General features: G+C 73.4%; 14 protein-coding genes. 7 read left to right on the top strand and 7 right to left on the bottom strand.

Going from position 1 to position 16,247, the window contains the following annotated elements:
- The first annotated feature begins 182 nt into the window (after positions 1–182).
- Positions 183–1,637 carry an NCS2 family permease gene (locus CK485_RS01670; protein ID WP_109446049.1) on the top strand — a complete coding sequence of 485 codons (1,455 nt, stop codon included), beginning with the start codon at positions 183–185 and terminating at the stop codon, positions 1,635–1,637.
- Positions 1,638–1,701: 64 nt separating this feature from the next.
- On the opposite strand, the gene CK485_RS01675 is transcribed toward CK485_RS01670, so the two are convergent.
- Positions 1,702–2,010, bottom strand: a complete 309-nt coding sequence (locus CK485_RS01675; protein ID WP_109446051.1) for a hypothetical protein — start codon at positions 2,008–2,010, stop codon at positions 1,702–1,704.
- A gap of 301 nt (positions 2,011–2,311) precedes the next feature.
- Here CK485_RS01675 and CK485_RS01680 point away from each other — a divergent pair, with 301 nt between their 5' ends.
- Complete coding sequence (locus CK485_RS01680; RefSeq protein ID WP_146214474.1) at positions 2,312–3,745, top strand: ATP-binding protein; 1,434 nt, start codon at positions 2,312–2,314, stop codon at positions 3,743–3,745.
- Here CK485_RS01680 and CK485_RS01685 read toward each other — a convergent pair.
- Complete coding sequence (locus CK485_RS01685; RefSeq protein ID WP_109446054.1) at positions 3,733–3,936, bottom strand: ribbon-helix-helix protein, CopG family; 204 nt, start codon at positions 3,934–3,936, stop codon at positions 3,733–3,735. The two genes, CK485_RS01680 and CK485_RS01685, sit on opposite strands and share 13 nt — an antisense overlap.
- Before the next feature lie 141 nt (positions 3,937–4,077).
- Here CK485_RS01685 and CK485_RS01690 point away from each other — a divergent pair, with 141 nt between their 5' ends.
- The gene (locus tag CK485_RS01690) at positions 4,078–4,512 is read left to right on the top strand and encodes a MarR family transcriptional regulator (protein ID WP_241968060.1); all 435 of its coding nucleotides are present in this window, start codon (positions 4,078–4,080) and stop codon (positions 4,510–4,512) included.
- 124 nt (positions 4,513–4,636) lie between these two features.
- Positions 4,637–6,061: an MFS transporter gene (locus CK485_RS01695; protein WP_109446056.1), complete on the top strand. Its 1,425-nt coding sequence runs from the start codon at positions 4,637–4,639 to the stop codon at positions 6,059–6,061.
- Positions 6,062–6,215: 154 nt separating this feature from the next.
- On the opposite strand, the gene CK485_RS01700 is transcribed toward CK485_RS01695, so the two are convergent.
- Positions 6,216–7,028, bottom strand: a complete 813-nt coding sequence (locus tag CK485_RS01700) for a G1 family glutamic endopeptidase (protein WP_241968061.1) — start codon at positions 7,026–7,028, stop codon at positions 6,216–6,218.
- A 163-nt stretch (positions 7,029–7,191) separates the two neighbouring features.
- Here CK485_RS01700 and thpR point away from each other — a divergent pair, with 163 nt between their 5' ends.
- Positions 7,192–7,776 (top strand): RNA 2',3'-cyclic phosphodiesterase, encoded by a 585-nt coding sequence (gene thpR / locus CK485_RS01705; protein ID WP_109446058.1) that lies wholly within the window; start codon positions 7,192–7,194, stop codon positions 7,774–7,776.
- Between the two features lie 168 nt (positions 7,777–7,944).
- Here the strand turns inward: thpR and CK485_RS01715 are convergent, their stop codons facing one another.
- Together CK485_RS01715 and CK485_RS01720 are read right to left on the bottom strand one after the other, a co-directional pair.
- A complete protein-coding gene (locus CK485_RS01715) occupies positions 7,945–8,928 on the bottom strand; it encodes an aldo/keto reductase (protein ID WP_109446062.1) in 984 nt (327 codons plus the stop codon).
- Between the two features lie 89 nt (positions 8,929–9,017).
- Entirely contained in the window at positions 9,018–9,701 is a 684-nt protein-coding gene (locus CK485_RS01720; protein WP_109446064.1) for a GDSL-type esterase/lipase family protein, read from the bottom strand.
- A 124-nt stretch (positions 9,702–9,825) separates the two neighbouring features.
- Here CK485_RS01720 and CK485_RS01725 point away from each other — a divergent pair, with 124 nt between their 5' ends.
- Positions 9,826–10,827: a hypothetical protein gene (locus CK485_RS01725; protein ID WP_109446066.1), complete on the top strand. Its 1,002-nt coding sequence runs from the start codon at positions 9,826–9,828 to the stop codon at positions 10,825–10,827.
- 33 nt (positions 10,828–10,860) lie between these two features.
- Here the strand turns inward: CK485_RS01725 and serC are convergent, their stop codons facing one another.
- A complete protein-coding gene (gene serC, locus CK485_RS01730) occupies positions 10,861–11,979 on the bottom strand; it encodes a phosphoserine transaminase (RefSeq protein ID WP_109446068.1) in 1,119 nt (372 codons plus the stop codon).
- 118 nt (positions 11,980–12,097) lie between these two features.
- On the opposite strand from serC, the gene CK485_RS01735 reads away from it, so the two are divergent.
- Positions 12,098–14,959 (top strand): FAD-binding and (Fe-S)-binding domain-containing protein, encoded by a 2,862-nt coding sequence (locus CK485_RS01735; protein WP_109446547.1) that lies wholly within the window; start codon positions 12,098–12,100, stop codon positions 14,957–14,959.
- A 90-nt stretch (positions 14,960–15,049) separates the two neighbouring features.
- Here the strand turns inward: CK485_RS01735 and CK485_RS01740 are convergent, their stop codons facing one another.
- Positions 15,050–16,150, bottom strand: coding sequence for a citrate synthase 2 (locus CK485_RS01740; protein ID WP_109446070.1), 1,101 nt, complete (start codon positions 16,148–16,150; stop codon positions 15,050–15,052).
- Positions 16,151–16,247 lie beyond the last annotated feature (97 nt).

Consider the following 16,247-nt stretch of genomic DNA (forward strand, 5'->3'; position numbering starts at 1 on the left):
TCCGCAGGTCGGTCCCTACCCGGTGTCTACGCGCGGAGATGGAAGTCGGAGGGGATATCTGTTCATACTGAAACGACCTCTGACTGGCTGGTTTGTTTCGTAAGAACGTCTGAAAGTGATCAGACTTGGACCAGGCCAGTGCACCCCCCTGCCCCGTCATCGCGAGGATTCCGAGGACCCCCATGCCCAGCTCGGCCACTTCCCCGGTCGGCTCCGCCCCGCCGCAGGCCCCGCTGCCCCGCAACGCCTTCGACCGCTACTTCCGCATCTCCGAGCGCGGCTCCAGCGTCTACCGGGAGATCCGCGGCGGTCTGGCCACCTTCTTCGCGATGGCGTACATCATCGTGCTGAACCCGATCATCCTCGGCAGCGGCGTCGACAAGTACGGCCACCACCTCGACCACGGCCAGCTGGTCACCGCCACCGTGCTGACCGCCGCCCTGACCACGCTGCTGATGGGCGTCATCGGCAACGTGCCCATCGCGCTCGCCGCGGGCCTGGGCATCAACAGCGTGGTCGCCCTCCAGCTCGCGCCCAGGATGAGCTGGCCGGACGCGATGGGCATGGTGGTGCTCGCCGGTCTGGCGATCATGGTGCTGGTCGCCACCGGCCTGCGCGAGCGGGTGATGGCCGCGGTGCCGCTGAGCCTGCGCAAGGCGATCGCCATCGGCATCGGCCTGTTCATCTTCCTGATCGGCCTGGTCGACTCCGGCTTCGTCTCCCGCGTCCCGGACTCCGAGCAGACCACCGTCCCGCTCCAACTGGGCGGCAACGGGCACCTGCTGGGCTGGCCGGTGCTGGTCTTCATCGTCGGCGCCCTGCTGACGCTGGCGCTGATCGTGCGCAAGGTGCCCGGCGCGATCCTCATCAGCATCGTCGCCATGACCGTGCTGGCGCTGGTCATCGACGCGGTCGCCACGGTCCCGGCCGCCTCCTGGGGCCTGACGGTGCCCAAGTGGCCCGGCGACCCGGTCGCCACGCCCGACTTCGGCCTGGTGGGCAAGGTGAGCCTGTTCGGCGGCTTCCACCAGGTCGGCATCGTGACGGGCATCCTGTTCGTCTTCACCGTGCTGCTGTCCGGCTTCTTCGACGCGATGGGCACCATCCTGGGCGTCTGCGACGAGGCGCACCTGCTGGACCCCAAGGGCGACCTGCCGGGCATGAACCGGGTGCTGTTCGTCGACGGTGTCGCGACCGCGCTGGGCGGCGCCACCTCCAGCAGCGCCAACACCTGCTTCGTGGAGTCCACCGCGGGGGTCGGCGAAGGCGCCCGCACCGGCCTTTCGGCCGTGGTGACCGGCCTGCTCTTCGTGGTCTCGCTCTTCCTGACGCCGCTGGCCACCATGGTCCCGGCGCAGGCGGCCACCCCTGCGCTGGTCGCGGTGGGCTTCCTGATCCTGTCCAACAGCATCAGGGACATCGACTGGAGCGACTTCACCATCGCCGTCCCGGCGTTCCTGACGATGCTGATGATGCCGTTCACCTACTCGATCACCAACGGCATCGGGATCGGCTTCCTGACCTTCTGCGTGCTGCGGATCGTCACAGGCCGCTGGCGCGAGGTGCCGGTGCCGCTGTACGTGGTCTCGGCCGTCTTCGCCTTCTACTACCTGATGCCGGCGCTGCGGCTGACGTGAGACGCCGCCGGGCCCGGCCCCTCGGGGGGAAACCCGGCCCGGCGACGCCGGCAGCACCCGCGGGTCAGGACATCGACTCGCACAGGATCGTCACGTAGTAGCCGCCCGGCTGACCGGTGGTCTGCACCGTGCCGCACTGGAAGGGCGTGAAGCCCGCCATCTGCGCCTGGAGCAGCGCCGTCTGCTGCGCCAGCGGGATCGTCGGCCCGGTGCCGTAGAAGTAGTTCATCCGGAACAGGTCCGGCGTGACGGCGTGGGCGCGGTCCGCGGTCCGTGGGACGGCGGCGTCGGCCGGGGCGGCGACGGCGGCCAGGCCGGTCAGGGACAGCGCGAGCGTGGCGACGCCTGCGGCGACGCGGGTGCGCAGAGCCATGGAGGGTCCTTTCCGTGGTGGATCCGGGTTCGGGTCGGGAGACGCGCCGGTCGCGCTCCGGCCCACCACGGTGGCCGCGCCCCGGCACGCTGTCGCGGCTCCCGAACGAACCCGAATGCGGCGCCGAACGAGCCCGAACACCGCCCGCGGCCACCGTGCAGCGATACATTTCAGCCTAGTAACTCCCCTTGGCATTCACATCAGTTGACCGGTTGGTGCCCGCGGGTGATCCTGGCTGAGCCGTCGGCCCGTCGGCGGGACCAGCCGGCGCGGGGCGGGGCGGCTGAGGGGGAGGACGGCCTTGGCGACATCACTCGGGGAGCCGGTGACCGGGCTCGGGGCACCGGCGGCCAGACCGGTGCGCGGACCCGGACCGGCGCGCACGCTGGACGAACTGGTCGAACGGCTGCGGCTGCTGCGCTCGGACGCGGGCGATCCCTCGTACACCGAGATCGTCCGGCGGATCGCCGACATCAGGGCCCGGCGCGGCCTGCCCGGCGCCGAGCGCGTCCCCGGCCGCATCACCGTCTACGACTGCTTCCGCACCGGCCGCCGCAGGATGGACGCCGAACTCCTGGCGGACGTCGTGCGCGCGCTCGGCGCCGACCCCGCGCCGTGGCGGGCGGCGCTGCGCGGCACGGTGGACGGCAACCCGGCGACCGCGTCGTCGGCCGTGCCGGTCAAGGGGGTGCCGGACGCCGGGGAGGTGGAATGCCGGGGGCGCGACCGGGAGCTGGACCGGCTGGCCTGCGTGACCCGCGGCGTGACCGTCGTCGCCGGGATGCCCGGGGTCGGCAAGACCCGGCTGGCGCTGTGCGCGGCCCGCCGGGTGCTGGACCGCGGGGGCTGCGGCGGGCACCTCCACGTCGACCTGCGCGGCTTCGACCCCGCGGGCCCCCCGGCCGACCCGCACGTGGTGCTCGGCGCGCTGCTGCGCGGCCTCGACGTGCCGGGGGAGCGGGTACGGCGACTGGGCCGGGACGAGCGGACCGCGCTCTACCGGCGGCTGACGGCGCTCCGGGCGCCGCTGGTGGTGCTGGACGACGCGGCAGGACCCGGCCAGGTGCGCGATCTGCTGCCCGCGTCCGGCCGCACCCTGATCACCTCGCGGCGCGCCCTGCCCGGCCTCGGTGCCGGGGTGCTGACGCTGCGCCCACTGGCCGCGCACGACGCGCTGGCGGTGCTGGCCGGCGTGGTCGGCGAGGACCGGCTGCGCGCCGAGCCCCGGGCCGCCGAACGCCTCGCGGCGCTGTGCGGAGGCCTGCCGCTGGAGCTGACCACGGCCGCGTTGCAGATCGCCCGGCGGTCCGGCTGGTCGCTCGCCGACCACGTCCACCGGCTGGAGAGCGCACCGGGCAGCCTGCCGCTGCGCGCCGCGCTGGACGCCTCGTACCGGCGGCTGGACGAGCCCGCGCGCCGGATGTTCCGGCTGCTGGGGCTGCATCCGGGGGGCGCGATCACGCCGGCCGCCGCGGCCGCCGTCGCCGCCTGTCCGGTGCCGGAGGCGGCCATGACGCTCCAGCGGCTTCGCGCCGACCACCTGCTGTTCGCGGCGCGCGGCGAGGACGGGACGCCGAGGTACGGCCTGCACGACCTCGTACGGCAGCACGCGCGACGGCTGGTGGCCGCCGAGGTGCCGTACTCGGCGCAGCGGGAGGCGGTCGGCAGACTGCTCGACCACTGCCTGGCCTCCGGCCGGCCGGTGCGTCCCGGTCAGCCCGGTCAGCCCGCGTAGAAGCGTTCCGTCGCGTCGACCGCGTTCTTGAACCGCTCGTCGAAGTCGTCGCGCACCAGCGTCCGCACGACGTAGTCCTGCACGCTCATGCCGCGTCTGGCGGCGTGCTGGGCGACGCGGTCGAGCAGGTCGGCGTCCATCCGCAGACTGAGCACCTTCGATCCGTGCGCTTGCGATCCGTCCGGTCCCATAGTCATACGGTCCACGGCAGGCTCGGGCGATGCCGCCGTTCCGGGAGGCGCGTCACTCGTAAGGGTGATCTCGCGCACATGCGCGTTTGAGCGCGGCTGCGGACTTTTCTTTAGCGTAAGTAATGAGATAATCTAACAGTCGTGACCAAACTGTCCGAGGCCGATCTCGCCGCGGTGAGTTCGCTGAGATCGGCCGTCATGCGGCTGTCCCGGCGCCTTCGCCATCAGCGGGTGGACGAGTCCCTCAGCCCGACCGAGATGTCCGTCCTGGGCACCCTGGCCCGCTGCGGCTCGGCCACCCCTGGAGAGCTCGCGCGCAAGGAGCACGTGCAGCCGCCGTCGATGACCCGCATCGTCGCCATGCTGGAGGCGAAGGGCCTGGTCCGCCGGGACCCCCATCCCGAGGACCGGCGCCAGGTCGTCGTCAGCAGGACCGAGCAGGCCGACGCGATGCTCGCCGAGAGCCGCCGCAAGCGGAACGTCTGGCTGGCGCAGCTCGCCGAGGGCCTGACCGACGAGGAATGGGCGCTGCTGCGCGAGGCGGCGCCGGTGCTGGAGAAACTGGCCCACCTCTGAGCCGCCGTGAGCCGCCGTCGGGCGGCCCGGCGGCAGGCGGCGGGCGGCGGAGGGACAGCGCGAGCACGCACGATCGTCCGAGAAGTCCGGAGCATCCGGATCGCCCAGGTGAGGAGAGACACCTTTGAGTTCGGCCCCCGGAGCAGACGCCGCACCCGGATCGAACCCGACCACCCCCACGAACGCACCGCATCCGCCGGCCGCCGCAAAGACCCCGCGGGCCACGGCGGGGGGAGCCACCGAGGCGGCCAAGCCGTCCAGGCGCCAGACCTTCAGCTCGCTCAAGGTCCGCAACTACCGGCTCTTCGCCACCGGTGCCGTGGTGTCCAACACCGGCACCTGGATGTCGCGCATCGCCCAGGACTGGCTGGTGCTCAGCCTGACCGGGTCCTCGACGGCGGTCGGCATCACCACCGCCCTGCAGTTCCTGCCGATGCTGCTGTTCGGGCTGTACGGCGGCGTCATCGCCGACCGCTACCCCAAGCGGCAGCTGCTGATGCTCACCCAGGCCACCATGGCGCTGCTGGGTCTTGCGCTCGCGGTGCTCACCCTGAGCGGTCACGTGCAGGTGTGGCACGTCTACCTGATCGCCTTCCTGCTGGGCGTGGTCACGGTCGTCGACAACCCCACCCGGCAGTCGTTCGTGGTCGAGATGGTCGGCCCGAAGGACGTGCGCAACGCGGTCAGCCTCAACTCCGCCAACTTCCAGACCGCCCGCCTGGTCGGCCCGGCGGTCGCCGGTGTGCTGATCTCCGCGGTCGGCAGCGGGTGGGCGTTCCTGGTCAACGGGCTGTCGTTCGCCGGACCGCTGATCGGGCTGATGCTGATGCGCGAGAGCGAGCTGCACGAGGTCGAGCGCCCGCCGCGCGGCAAGGGCCAGTTGCGCGAGGGTCTGCGGTACGTCGCCGGGCGGCCGGACCTGATCTGGCCGATCGTGCTGGTCGGCTTCATCGGCACCTTCGGCTTCAACTTCCCCATCTGGCTGTCGGCGTTCGCGCACACCACCTTCCACGCCGGGGCCAGCACGTACGGCATGTTCAACACCGCGATGGCGCTCGGCTCGCTGGGCGGCGCGCTGCTGGCGGCCCGCAGGTCCACCACCCGGATGCGGATGCTGCTGGGCGCCGCGGTGGTGTTCGGCGCGCTGGAGATGGCGGCGGCCTGGTCGCCCTCGGTGTGGCTGTTCGTCGGACTGCTGGTGGTCGTCGGGGTGTTCGGCATCACCATCAACACCACCGCCAACTCCTCGGTGCAGCTGGCCACCGATCCGGTGATGCGCGGGCGGGTGATGAGCTTGTTCATGATGGTGTTCGTGGGCGGCACCCCGCTGGGCGGTCCACTGGTCGGCTGGATCACCGACCGCTACGGCCCGCGCGTCGGGTTCTCGCTCGGCGGTCTGGTCTCCGCGCTGTCGGGGCTGGCGATCGCCGCGGTCCTGATGCGGGCCGGGGACATGCGGGTGCGGGTCGACCGGCGCGGCGTCGCGCTGGTCCCCCGGCAGCGGGCGCCGCAGGGGCAGGACGAGGAGACGGCCGCGGTCGCCGCGTGAGGTGAGCGCGGGCGGGGCCCGGCCGGACGCGACGTCGTGCGCGCCCGGCCGGGCCCCGTTCTCCTGCTCGCGCGTCACGTTCCCGCCCTCGCGCGATCCCCTTCGCCGGTACGCCCGTTCAGTACGGGGCGCCGGTTCGGTGCGCGGCGACCGTTCAGTACCGGATCGTGCCCGGGCGCGCCGCCTGGTGGGACGGGGTGGCGTGCGTGGCCCAGCCCCAGCCGCCGTCCTCCGGCGTGATGGAGAAGTCGCCGCCGTTCAGCTCGCCGGGGCCGTAGCCGCCGCTGGTGATGGCCTGCGGGTCGTACGACGAGAACGGCTTGCCGTTGACGGTCACGTTGGAGAAGTCCAGCTCGTCGAAGGACGGGTAGCTCTGGGTCGGCGACTCGATGACCGCCTCGGCGCTGACGTTCTGCGCCGACAGCCGCTGGGTGGTGTGCTCGGTCCAGCCCTTGGTGGTGTCGCTCAGGGTGATCACGTAGGTGCCGCGGCTCTGCGCGACGACCGACGAGGTGATGGTGTCGCCGGGGCTGACGGCGTCCCTCCAGTACACCGGCGCCGCCGGGTACATCTCGTACCACGCGGACAGCACCGGCCGCCCGCTGGAGCAGTCGGTCTGCACCCCGGCCTGCTCGACGGTCTGCGAGCCGTAGCCGTCTATGCCGACCCAGGGGGCGAACAGGTCGTCGCTGGTGTTGCAGGTCGCCTGCGGCTCGACCCACGAGCCGCTGATGCTGGTGAACCGGCCCTGCGCGACGTAACCGCCCCACACGCCGTCGTCGTACGGTCTGACCTGGCCGGTCCCGTGCGAGCCCGCGGCGAGCGGGGTCTGCGGACCGAACGCGGTCGCCGCGCCCACCGGCGCCGCGCTGCCCGCGAGCGCCAGGACCGCGGTGGTCGCCAGGGCCGCGGTGGCTGCCGCGACGGCCCGGGAACGGCTGCGTGCCGAAGTCGTCTTCATGCCCATGTGCCGTGCCTCCAGAGGCAGTTGGGGGGATGGACGGCGTTCAGCATGGGCTCGGGCGAGCGGCCCGCTCAAGAAGCGGTACGCGGCGCGAACAAGCTATGGCGGGAACATGACAGCGGTCACGCGACCGTCGTCTTCCAGCCGGATCCGGGATGATCGGCGTATGAGGCTCTTCGTCGCGCTCGTGCCGCCTCGGCAGGTGTTGCGCGGTCTCGACGCCGCCGCGCGCCCGCTCATGGACGCCCGCCCGGATGCCGGGGACGCGCTGCGCTGGACCGCCGACGCGGACCGCCACCTCACGCTGGCCTTCCTGGGCGAGGTGGACCCCGGCACGCTGCCCGGGCTCGGCGAGCGCCTGGAGCGGGCCGCGCACCGGCATCCGCCGATGACGCTGCGGCTGGCGGGCGCCGGACGGTTCGGCGACCGGGTGCTGTGGGCAGGCGTGGCCGGCGATACGGACGCGCTGCGGCACCTGGCCGGATCGGTGGCCGCCGCGGCCCGGCGCTGCGGCATCGCGGTCGAGGAGGGCCGCGCCTTCCGCGCCCACGTCACGCTGGCCCGCGGGCGCGGCCGGGGCGGGGCGCGCGGGCCCGGCCTGCGGCCGCACGTCGCCGCGCTCGCGGAGTACGAGAGCGAGGCGTGGACCGCCGACCGGATCGCGCTGATCCACAGTCTTCCGCCCGCGCCCGGGGTGCCCGGCGCCCGGCCCCGGTACGAGACCGCCGGGACCTGGGCGCTGGGCCGGTAGGGCGGTCCGGTTACGCTCGTCGGGTGGATCCCAAGACCCGAACCCGAGTGATGACCGCCGCCCTCGTGCTGATGCTGGCCGTGGTGGTCGTGGCGGCCGCGGTCCGCTGACCCCGGCCGGCGGGGTGGCCGCGAGTCCGCTCGCCCCGGCCGCCCCCGCCCGCCACCGTCACCAGGCGAAGGCCTCCGGCGCGGGCCCGGTGGCCGGGAAGATCTCGTCAAGACCGGCCAGGAACTCCTCGCCCAGCTCCAGCTCCACCGCCCGCAGGGCGGACGCGAGCTGCTCGCCGGTGCGCGGCCCGACGATCGGACCGGTCACCCCCGGCCGGGTCAGCAGCCAGGCCAGCGCGACCTCGCCCGGCTCGTGGCCGTGCTTGGCGCACAGGTCCTCGTACGCCTGGATCTGGTCGCGCTGGGCGGCGTTCTTCAACGCGTCGGCGCTGCGCCCGGTGCCGCTGCGGCCCGCGCCGCCCTCGCGCTCCTTGCGGATCGCGCCGCCGAGCAGGCCGCCGTGCAGCGGCGACCAGGGGATGACCCCGAGGCCGTAGTCCTGCGCGGCGGGGATCACCTCCAGCTCGGCGCGGCGCTCGATCAGGTTGTACAGGCACTGCTCCGAGACCAGACCGAGCGACCCGCGGCGCCGCGCGGCCTCGCCGGCCTTGGCGATGTGCCAGCCGGCGAAGTTGCTGGACCCCGCGTAGACGACCTTGCCCTGCTGGATGAGGACGTCGATGGCCTGCCAGATCTCGTCCCAGGGGGTGTTCCGGTCGACGTGGTGGAACTGGTAGAGGTCGATGTGGTCGGTGCGCAGGCGCTTGAGGCTGGCCTCGGCGGCGCGGCGGATGTTGAGGGCGGACAGCCTGCCCTCGTTGGGCCAGTCGCCCATGTCGCCGTAGACCTTGGTGGCCAGGACGGTCCTGTCCCGGCGGCCGCCGCCCTTGGCGAACCACGCGCCGATGATCTCCTCGGTGCGGCCCTTGTTCTCGCCCCAGCCGTAGACGTTGGCGGTGTCGAAGAAGTTCAGCCCCGCGTCGTGCGCGGCGTCCATGATGGCGTGACTGTCGGATTCGTCGGTGACCGGCCCGAAGTTCATGGTGCCCAGCACCAGCCGGGAGACCTTCAGACCGCTGCGTCCGAGCTGCGTGTACTCCATGCCTCCCAGCCAAGCAGGTTGGAGTGCGCTCGAAGCAAGACCGCCCACGGCCAGGCGCGCCGCGAACGGACCCGCGAACGGCTGACGGCTCAGTCCGGCAGGTCGTACGGCGCGCCCACGCCCCACGCCTGGTGCATCGCGTTCGCGAAGGCCGCCGCGATCCGGTGCTCGCCCGCCGCGTTCGGATGGGTGCCGTCGTAGGTGTCGCGGTGGATGTCGTAGCCCGGCGGGCGGGACGCCAGCAGCAGGGGGGAGGCCGCCGTGTCCAGGTCGGCGACCGCCTTGGCCGTCCGCACGTTCAGCTCGTCGCACTGCGCGGCGAACCACGCGTCGCTCACCGCACGGGTGTTGGGGATGACCGGCAGCAGCACCATCCGCACCGACGGCGACGCGGCCCGCGCCTCGGCCACGAACGAGCGCAGCGACTCCTCGGTGCGCGCCGCGTCGGTGTAGAAGCCTAGGTCGATCAGGCCCAGCGAGATCAGCAGCACGTCCGGCCGCTGCTCCGCCACCTCCGCGCGCACCAGCGGCGCCAGTTGCAGCCAGCCCTCGCCCCACCCGGCGAAGTGCCCGCGCGCGGACGCGGGGAAGGCGGGGTCGGCGTAGCGGTGCGAAACAGGCGCGTCGGCTTCCCTGTCGTACAGCGCGGTCCGCGAACCGGTGATCGCGAACGGCTCGCCCAGCGCGCTCAGGTGCCGCCACATGCGGTAGCGCCAGGTGTGGTCGCCGGCGCTGCCGATGGTCATCGAGTCGCCGACGAACAGATAACGCATGCGCGCATCATCCTCGAAGACCGCGCGGTGCCGCGAGGCCGGGCCGCGTGAGACCGGCCACAGGAGACGGCGGCACGCGGAGGCAGGACATGGCGGCGCGCGGCCGGGATGGCACTCTTGGCGCATGCGCGCGCGTACCTGGGCCGTTCCGCTGGCCGCCACCCTCCTCGCGGCGAGCGCCGCCCTCTCGGCGACCGCCGACAGCGGGCCCACCGTCGCCTTCACCATGAAGGACCCGCGCATCACCGAGTCCAGCGGCCTGGCCGCCAGCCACCTGCACCCGGGCGTCTACTGGACGCACAACGACAGCGGCGACGGCCCCTACGTCTACGCCATCGACTCCGCCACCGGCGCCACCGTCGCCCGGATCACCCTGCGCGGCGTGCACGCCCGCGACTGCGAGGCGATCTCCATCGGCCCGGACGGCGACATCTACCTCGGCGACATCGGCGACAACCTGAACGGCGCCTGGCCCGAGGTCTACCTCTACCGCTTCCCCGAGCCGAAGACGCTGCGCGACCAGACCGTGGACGCCACCACGTACACCGTGCGCTACTCCGACGGGCCGCGCAACGCCGAGTCGCTGATGGTCGAGCCGAGGACCGGACGGGTCTACATCGCCAGCAAGAACGAGGACCGCGGCCACCTGTACGAGGGCCCGGAGAAGCTGTCGCCCTCCGGCATCAACGTCTTCAGGCCGATCGCCGACGTGCCCTGGGTGACCGACGGCGCGTTCTCGCCGGACGGCACCCGGCTGGTGTTCCGCGGGTACTTCATGACCAGCGAGTACCGCTGGAACGGCGACCGGCTCGGCGCCGAGATCGGCAACCCCGACGTGCCCGTCCAGCAGCAGGGCGAGTCGGTCACGTTCACCCCCGACGGCCGTGCGCTGATGACCGGCAGCGAGGGCAGGGACAGCCAGGTCTACCGGGTGCCGCTGTCCGGCAGCGAACTGCCGGACTCCGTAAGGGCGTCGGCGGATCCCTCGGGGTCGGCCGCACCGGCCTCCGGCGGCGCGGCGGCGGGCTCGGGAGGCCACCGGTACCCCTTCTTCGGCGTCGCCTTCCTCGCCGTCGCCGCGTTGCTGGTCGTAGGCACGCGCAGACTGCGGCGCCGCGGCCGGTGAGGCCGCGGCGCCGGAGGGGGCGTGTTCGCGCGGCTAGAGGCGCTCGATGACGTAGTCGACGCAGGCGGTCAGCGCCTCGACGTCCGCCGGGTCGACGGCCGGGAACATCGCGACGCGCAGCTGGTTGCGGCCCAGCTTGCGGTACGGCTCGGTGTCCACGATGCCGTTGGCTCGCAGCGCCTTGGCGATCGCGGAGGCGTCGACGCCCTCGGTGAAGTCGATGGTGCCGACGACCTGGGAGCGCTTGGCCGGGTCGTGCACGAACGGCGTGGCGTGGTCGGAGGAGGTGGCCCAGCCGTACAGCCGCGAGGAGGAGTCGGCGGTGCGCTTGACCGCCCACTCGAGGCCGCCCTGGCCGTTGATCCACTTCAGCTGCTGGTCCAGCAGGAAGAGGGTGGCCAGCGCCGGGGTGTTGTACGTCTGGTTCTTCGCCGAGTTGTCGATCGCGGTCGGCAGGTCGAAGAAGGCCGGGATGTGCCGGTCGGACGCGGCGATCTCGGCCGCGCGCTCCAGGGCGGCGGGCGAGAAGACCGCGATCCACAGGCCGCCGTCCGCCGCGAACGACTTCTGCGGCGCGAAGTAGTAGACGTCCGTCTGCGCGATGTCCACGGGCAGTCCGCCCGCGCCGGAGGTGGCGTCCACCAGAACGAGTGACCCCTCGTCCGCGCCGTCGACGCGCCGCAGCGGCATGGCGACACCGGTCGAGGTCTCGTTGTGGGTGAACGCGTACACGTCCACGCCCGCCTCGGCGGACGCTTCGGGGTGGGTGCCCGGCTCGGTCTCGATCACGGTCGGGTCGGCCAGCCAGGGCGCGAGCTTGGCGGCCTTGGCGAACTTCGAGGAGAACTCGCCGAACGACAGGTGCTGCGACTTGCGCCGGATCAGGCCGTGGGTCGCGATGTCCCAGAACGCGGTGGACCCGCCGTTGCCCAGCACCACTTCGTACCCCGCGGGCAGCGAGAACAGCTCGCGGACGCCGTCGCGCACCGAACCGACCAGGTTCTTGACCGGAGCCTGGCGGTGGGAGGTGCCGAGCAGGGAGGTTCCGGTGGCGGCCAGGGCGTCGAGCGCCTCGGTCCGCACCTTGGACGGGCCCGAACCGAAGCGACCGTCGGCGGGCTTGATGTTTGCGGGAATCTGGATATCGGCCACGTCCGCAGCGTAATCCGTCACCGGCCCGGTGCGGACCGTGTTCCAGTCGATGAGACACCTTGGGGACGACCACGCGAGACGCGGCGCGACACGTGGTGGGACGGGCACTGTAGTGACCATGGCTGAGGTGACGCGGGACCTGGAAGAGACGCGGGACCTGGAAGAGGCGCTGCGGGCGGCGGTGCGCGGCGAGGTGGCGTGCGACGCGGGCGCCAGGGCGCTGGTGACGATGGACGCCTCCAACTACCGGCGGGTGCCGTCCGCGGTCGTGGCGCCCCGGGACGCCGACGACGTCGAGGCGGCGCTCGCGGTCTGCCGGGAGCACGGCGTGCCGGTGGTGCCGCGCGGCGGCGGCACGTCCATCGCGGGCCAGGCGACCGGGACCGGCGTGGTGCTGGACCTCACCCGCCACATGAACGCGATCCGCTCCCTGGACCCCGGGGCTCGCATCGCCGTCGTCCAGCCCGGCGTCGTCCTCGACCGCCTGCGGGAGGCCGCCGCGCCGCACGGCCTGACCTTCGGCCCCGACCCGTCCACCCACTCCCGCTGCACCCTCGGCGGCATGATCGGCAACAACTCCTGCGGCGCGCACTCGGTGGCGTGGGGGACCACGGCGGACAACGTGCGGGCGCTCAGGGGGGTGACGTACCGGGGGAGGCGGTTCGCCGCGGTGGCCGGGACCGGGGGCGGGCTCGCGGGCCTCCCGTCCGACATCGCCGCCGGAATCGAGAAGTTGACGGCACGTCACCTCGCCTTGCTGCGTACCGGATACCCTGTCCTGCCCCGCCGCATCTCCGGCTACGCGCTGGACGGACTGCTCCCGGAGAGGCGGGCCGACGTCACCCGGGCGCTAGCCGGCAGCGAGGGCACGCTCGCGGTGCTCACCGAGGCCACGGTCGCCCTGGTCGACGTGCCGGCCGCGCGCGCCCTCGCGGTCCTCGGCTACGCGGACGAGAGCGCGGCGGCGGACGCGGCCCCCGCACTGCTGCCGCTGGCGCCGCTCACCGTGGAGGGCATGGCGGCCGATCTCGCGGGTGCGGCGGCGCGCACCCTGCCGCGCGGCGGGGCCTGGCTGTTCGTCGAGGTCGCAGGCACGACGGCGGCCCAGGCGCGGGCGGCGGCCGAGGCGGTGGTGCGCGCCGGGGACGCGGTGGCCGCCGAGGTGGTCACCGACGCCGCCGCGCAGCGGGCGCTGTGGCGGCTGCGCGAGGACGCCGCGGGCACGGCGACCCGGATGCCGGACGGCTCCGAGGCGTGGCCTGGCTGGGAGGACTGCGCGGTGCCGCCGCCGCGACTCGGCGCCTACCTGCGCGGCTTCCGGGCCCTGCTGGGCGCCCACGGCCTGCGCGGCACGCCCTACGGCCACTTCGGCGAGGGCTGCGTCCACGTGCGCGTCGACTTCGACCTGCTGACGCCCGGCGGCATCGACCGATACCGCCGGTTCTCCGGGGAGCTGGCCGACCTCGTGGTCGCGCACGGCGGGTCGCTGTCCGGCGAGCACGGCGACGGGCAGGCCCGCGCGGAGCTGCTGCCGAGGATGTACGGGCCCGAACTCGTCCGCGTCTTCGAGGAGTTCAAGGATCTGTGGGACCCGGACGGCGGCCTCAACCCCGGCATCCTGGTGCGCCCCGCACGCCTGGACGAGAACCTGCGCTTCACCCCCCTGCCCCGGCGACCGGTGGACGTGGCGTTCGGCTACCCCGGCGACGGCGGCGACTTCACGGCGGCTGTGCGGCGCTGCGTGGGCGTCGCCAAGTGCCGTGACAGCGTGGCGCGTTCGGGTTCCGTGATGTGCCCCTCGTACCGCGTGACCGGCGAGGAGCGGCACTCCACGCGTGGCCGGGCCCGGCTGCTGCACGAGATGCTGGCCGGCGAGGTGGTGACCGGCGGCTGGCGATCGCGGGAGGTGCGCGAGGCGCTGGACCTGTGCCTGTCGTGCAAGGGGTGCCGGAGCGACTGCCCGGTGGGCGTCGACATGGCCACCTACAAGGCGGAGTTCCTGCACCACCACTACGCCGGGCGACGGCGGCCCGCCGCGCACTACTCGCTGGGACTGCTGCCGGTGTGGCTGCGCGCGGCCGCCGTGCTGCGGCTCGCCCCGGTGGTCAACGCGCTGGCCACGACGCCGGTTGCGGCGCTCGCCAAGCGGCTGGGCGGGATCGACGCGCGGCGCGCGGTCCCCCGTGTCGCGCCCGAGACGTTCCAGCGGTGGTGGCGCGGGCGGACGCGGCGGGACGGCGGCGGTCAGGGTCGGACGGCTGCCGCGGGCGCGGGCCGGGGGCGGACCGTCGTGCTGTGGCCCGACACGTTCACCAACCACCTGCGGCCCGGCGTGGGCCGGTCCGCCGTGCGGGTCCTGGAGGCGGCCGGGCTGCGGGTCGTCGTCCCGCCGGGACCGGTCTGCTGCGGCCTGACCTACGTCTCCACCGGGCAACTGGAGCGCGCCCGCGCCGCGATGCGCGCCACCGTCGAGGCGCTGCGGCCCGCGCTGGACGCCGGGCATCCGGTCGTCGGACTCGAACCGAGCTGCGCCGCCACCCTCCGCACCGACCTGCCCGAACTGCTCGGCGGCCCGGACGCGCGGCGGCTCGCGGCGTCCGTCGTCACGTTCGCGCAGGCGCTCCGGACGTACGCGCCCGACTGGACTCCGCCGCGGATCGACCGCCCGGTGACCGGCCAGACCCACTGCCACCAGCACGCCGTACTGGGCGACGAGGCCGAGCGCGCGCTGCGTGAACAGGCCGGGCTGGCAGGCGAGTTGGCCGGTGGCTGCTGCGGCCTGGCGGGCAACTTCGGCTTCGAGCAAGGGCACTGGGAGGTCTCGGCGGCCTGCGCGGAGGAACAACTGCTCCCCGCAGTACGGGACGCGCCCGACGATGCGGTCGTCCTGGCCGACGGGCTGTCCTGCCACACCCAGCTCGCGCAGCTCGCGGGCGTCGAGGCCCGGCATCTCGCGGAGGTCCTGGCGGAACGTCTGTAGGGCGGGGGCCCGCGGTTCGGGTGGCCGGAAACGGCCGCGGCCCGGTCTCCCGCGAGGGGAGGCCGGGCCGCGGCCGTGGGCGGGCACGCCTCAGTGGCGTGTCTCGCCGTAGCCCTCGACGTCGCGCGGGTCGCGCGGGCCGGGGCCGATGTAGCGGGCGGACGGCCGCACCAGACGGCCGGTGCGCTTCTGCTCCAGGATGTGCGCCGACCAGCCCGCGGTGCGCGCGCAGGTGAACATCGAGGTGAACATGTGCGCCGGGACCTCGGCGAAGTCCAGCATGATCGCCGCCCAGAACTCCACGTTCGTGGCGAGCACCCGGTCGGGGCGCCGGCTGTGCAGCTCCTCCAGCGCCGCCTTCTCCAGCGCCTCGGCGACCTCGTAGCGCGGCGCGTCCAGCTCCTTGGCGGTGCGGCGCAGCACCCGGGCGCGCGGGTCCTCGGCGCGGTAGACGCGGTGGCCGAAGCCCATCAGGCGCTCGCCCTTGTCGAGGGTCTTCTTCACGTACGCCGTCGCGTCGCCGGTCCGCTCGATCTCCTCGATCATGCCCAGGACGCGGGAGGGCGCGCCGCCGTGCAGCGGGCCGGACATCGCGCCGACCGCGCCGGACAGCGCGGCGGCCACGTCGGCGCCGGTGGAGGCGATGACGCGGGCGGTGAAGGTGGAGGCGTTCATGCCGTGCTCCGCGGCGGACGTCCAGTAGGCGTCGACGGCCTTGACGTGCTTCGGGTCGGGCTCGCCGCGCCAGCGGATCATGAACCGCTCGACGATGGTCTCCGCCTTGTCGATCTCCTTCTGCGGCACCATCGGCAGGCCCTGCCCGCGCGCCGACTGCGCCACGTACGACAGCGCCATCACGGCCGCTCGGGCGAGGTCGTCGCGGGCCTGCTCGGCGTCGATGTCCAGCAGCGGTTTCAGGCCCCACACCGGCGCCAGCATGGCCAGCGCCGACTGCACGTCGACCCGGATGTCGCCGGAGTGCACCGGGATCGGGAACGGCTCGGCGGGCGGCAGACCCGGGTTGAAGCGGCCGTCGACCAGCAGCCCCCAGACGTTGCCGAACGAGACCTGGCCGACCAGGTCCTCGATGTCGACGCCCCGGTACCGCAGCGAACCGCCTTCCTTGTCGGGTTCGGCGATCTCCGTTTCGAACGCGACGACTCCCTCGAGCCCGGGAACGAAGTCGGACATCAGGCGGCTCCTCACGATGTGTGCGACGGGTGGCAGGTGACACCCCGGTCATGCCCCGCTCGGGTGTGGGTCACCCTGCCGGGAAGGAATCAGGCAC

The organism is Streptomyces sp. ICBB 8177 (assembly GCF_003144095.1).
Lineage (GTDB): Bacteria > Actinomycetota > Actinomycetes > Streptomycetales > Streptomycetaceae > Streptantibioticus_D.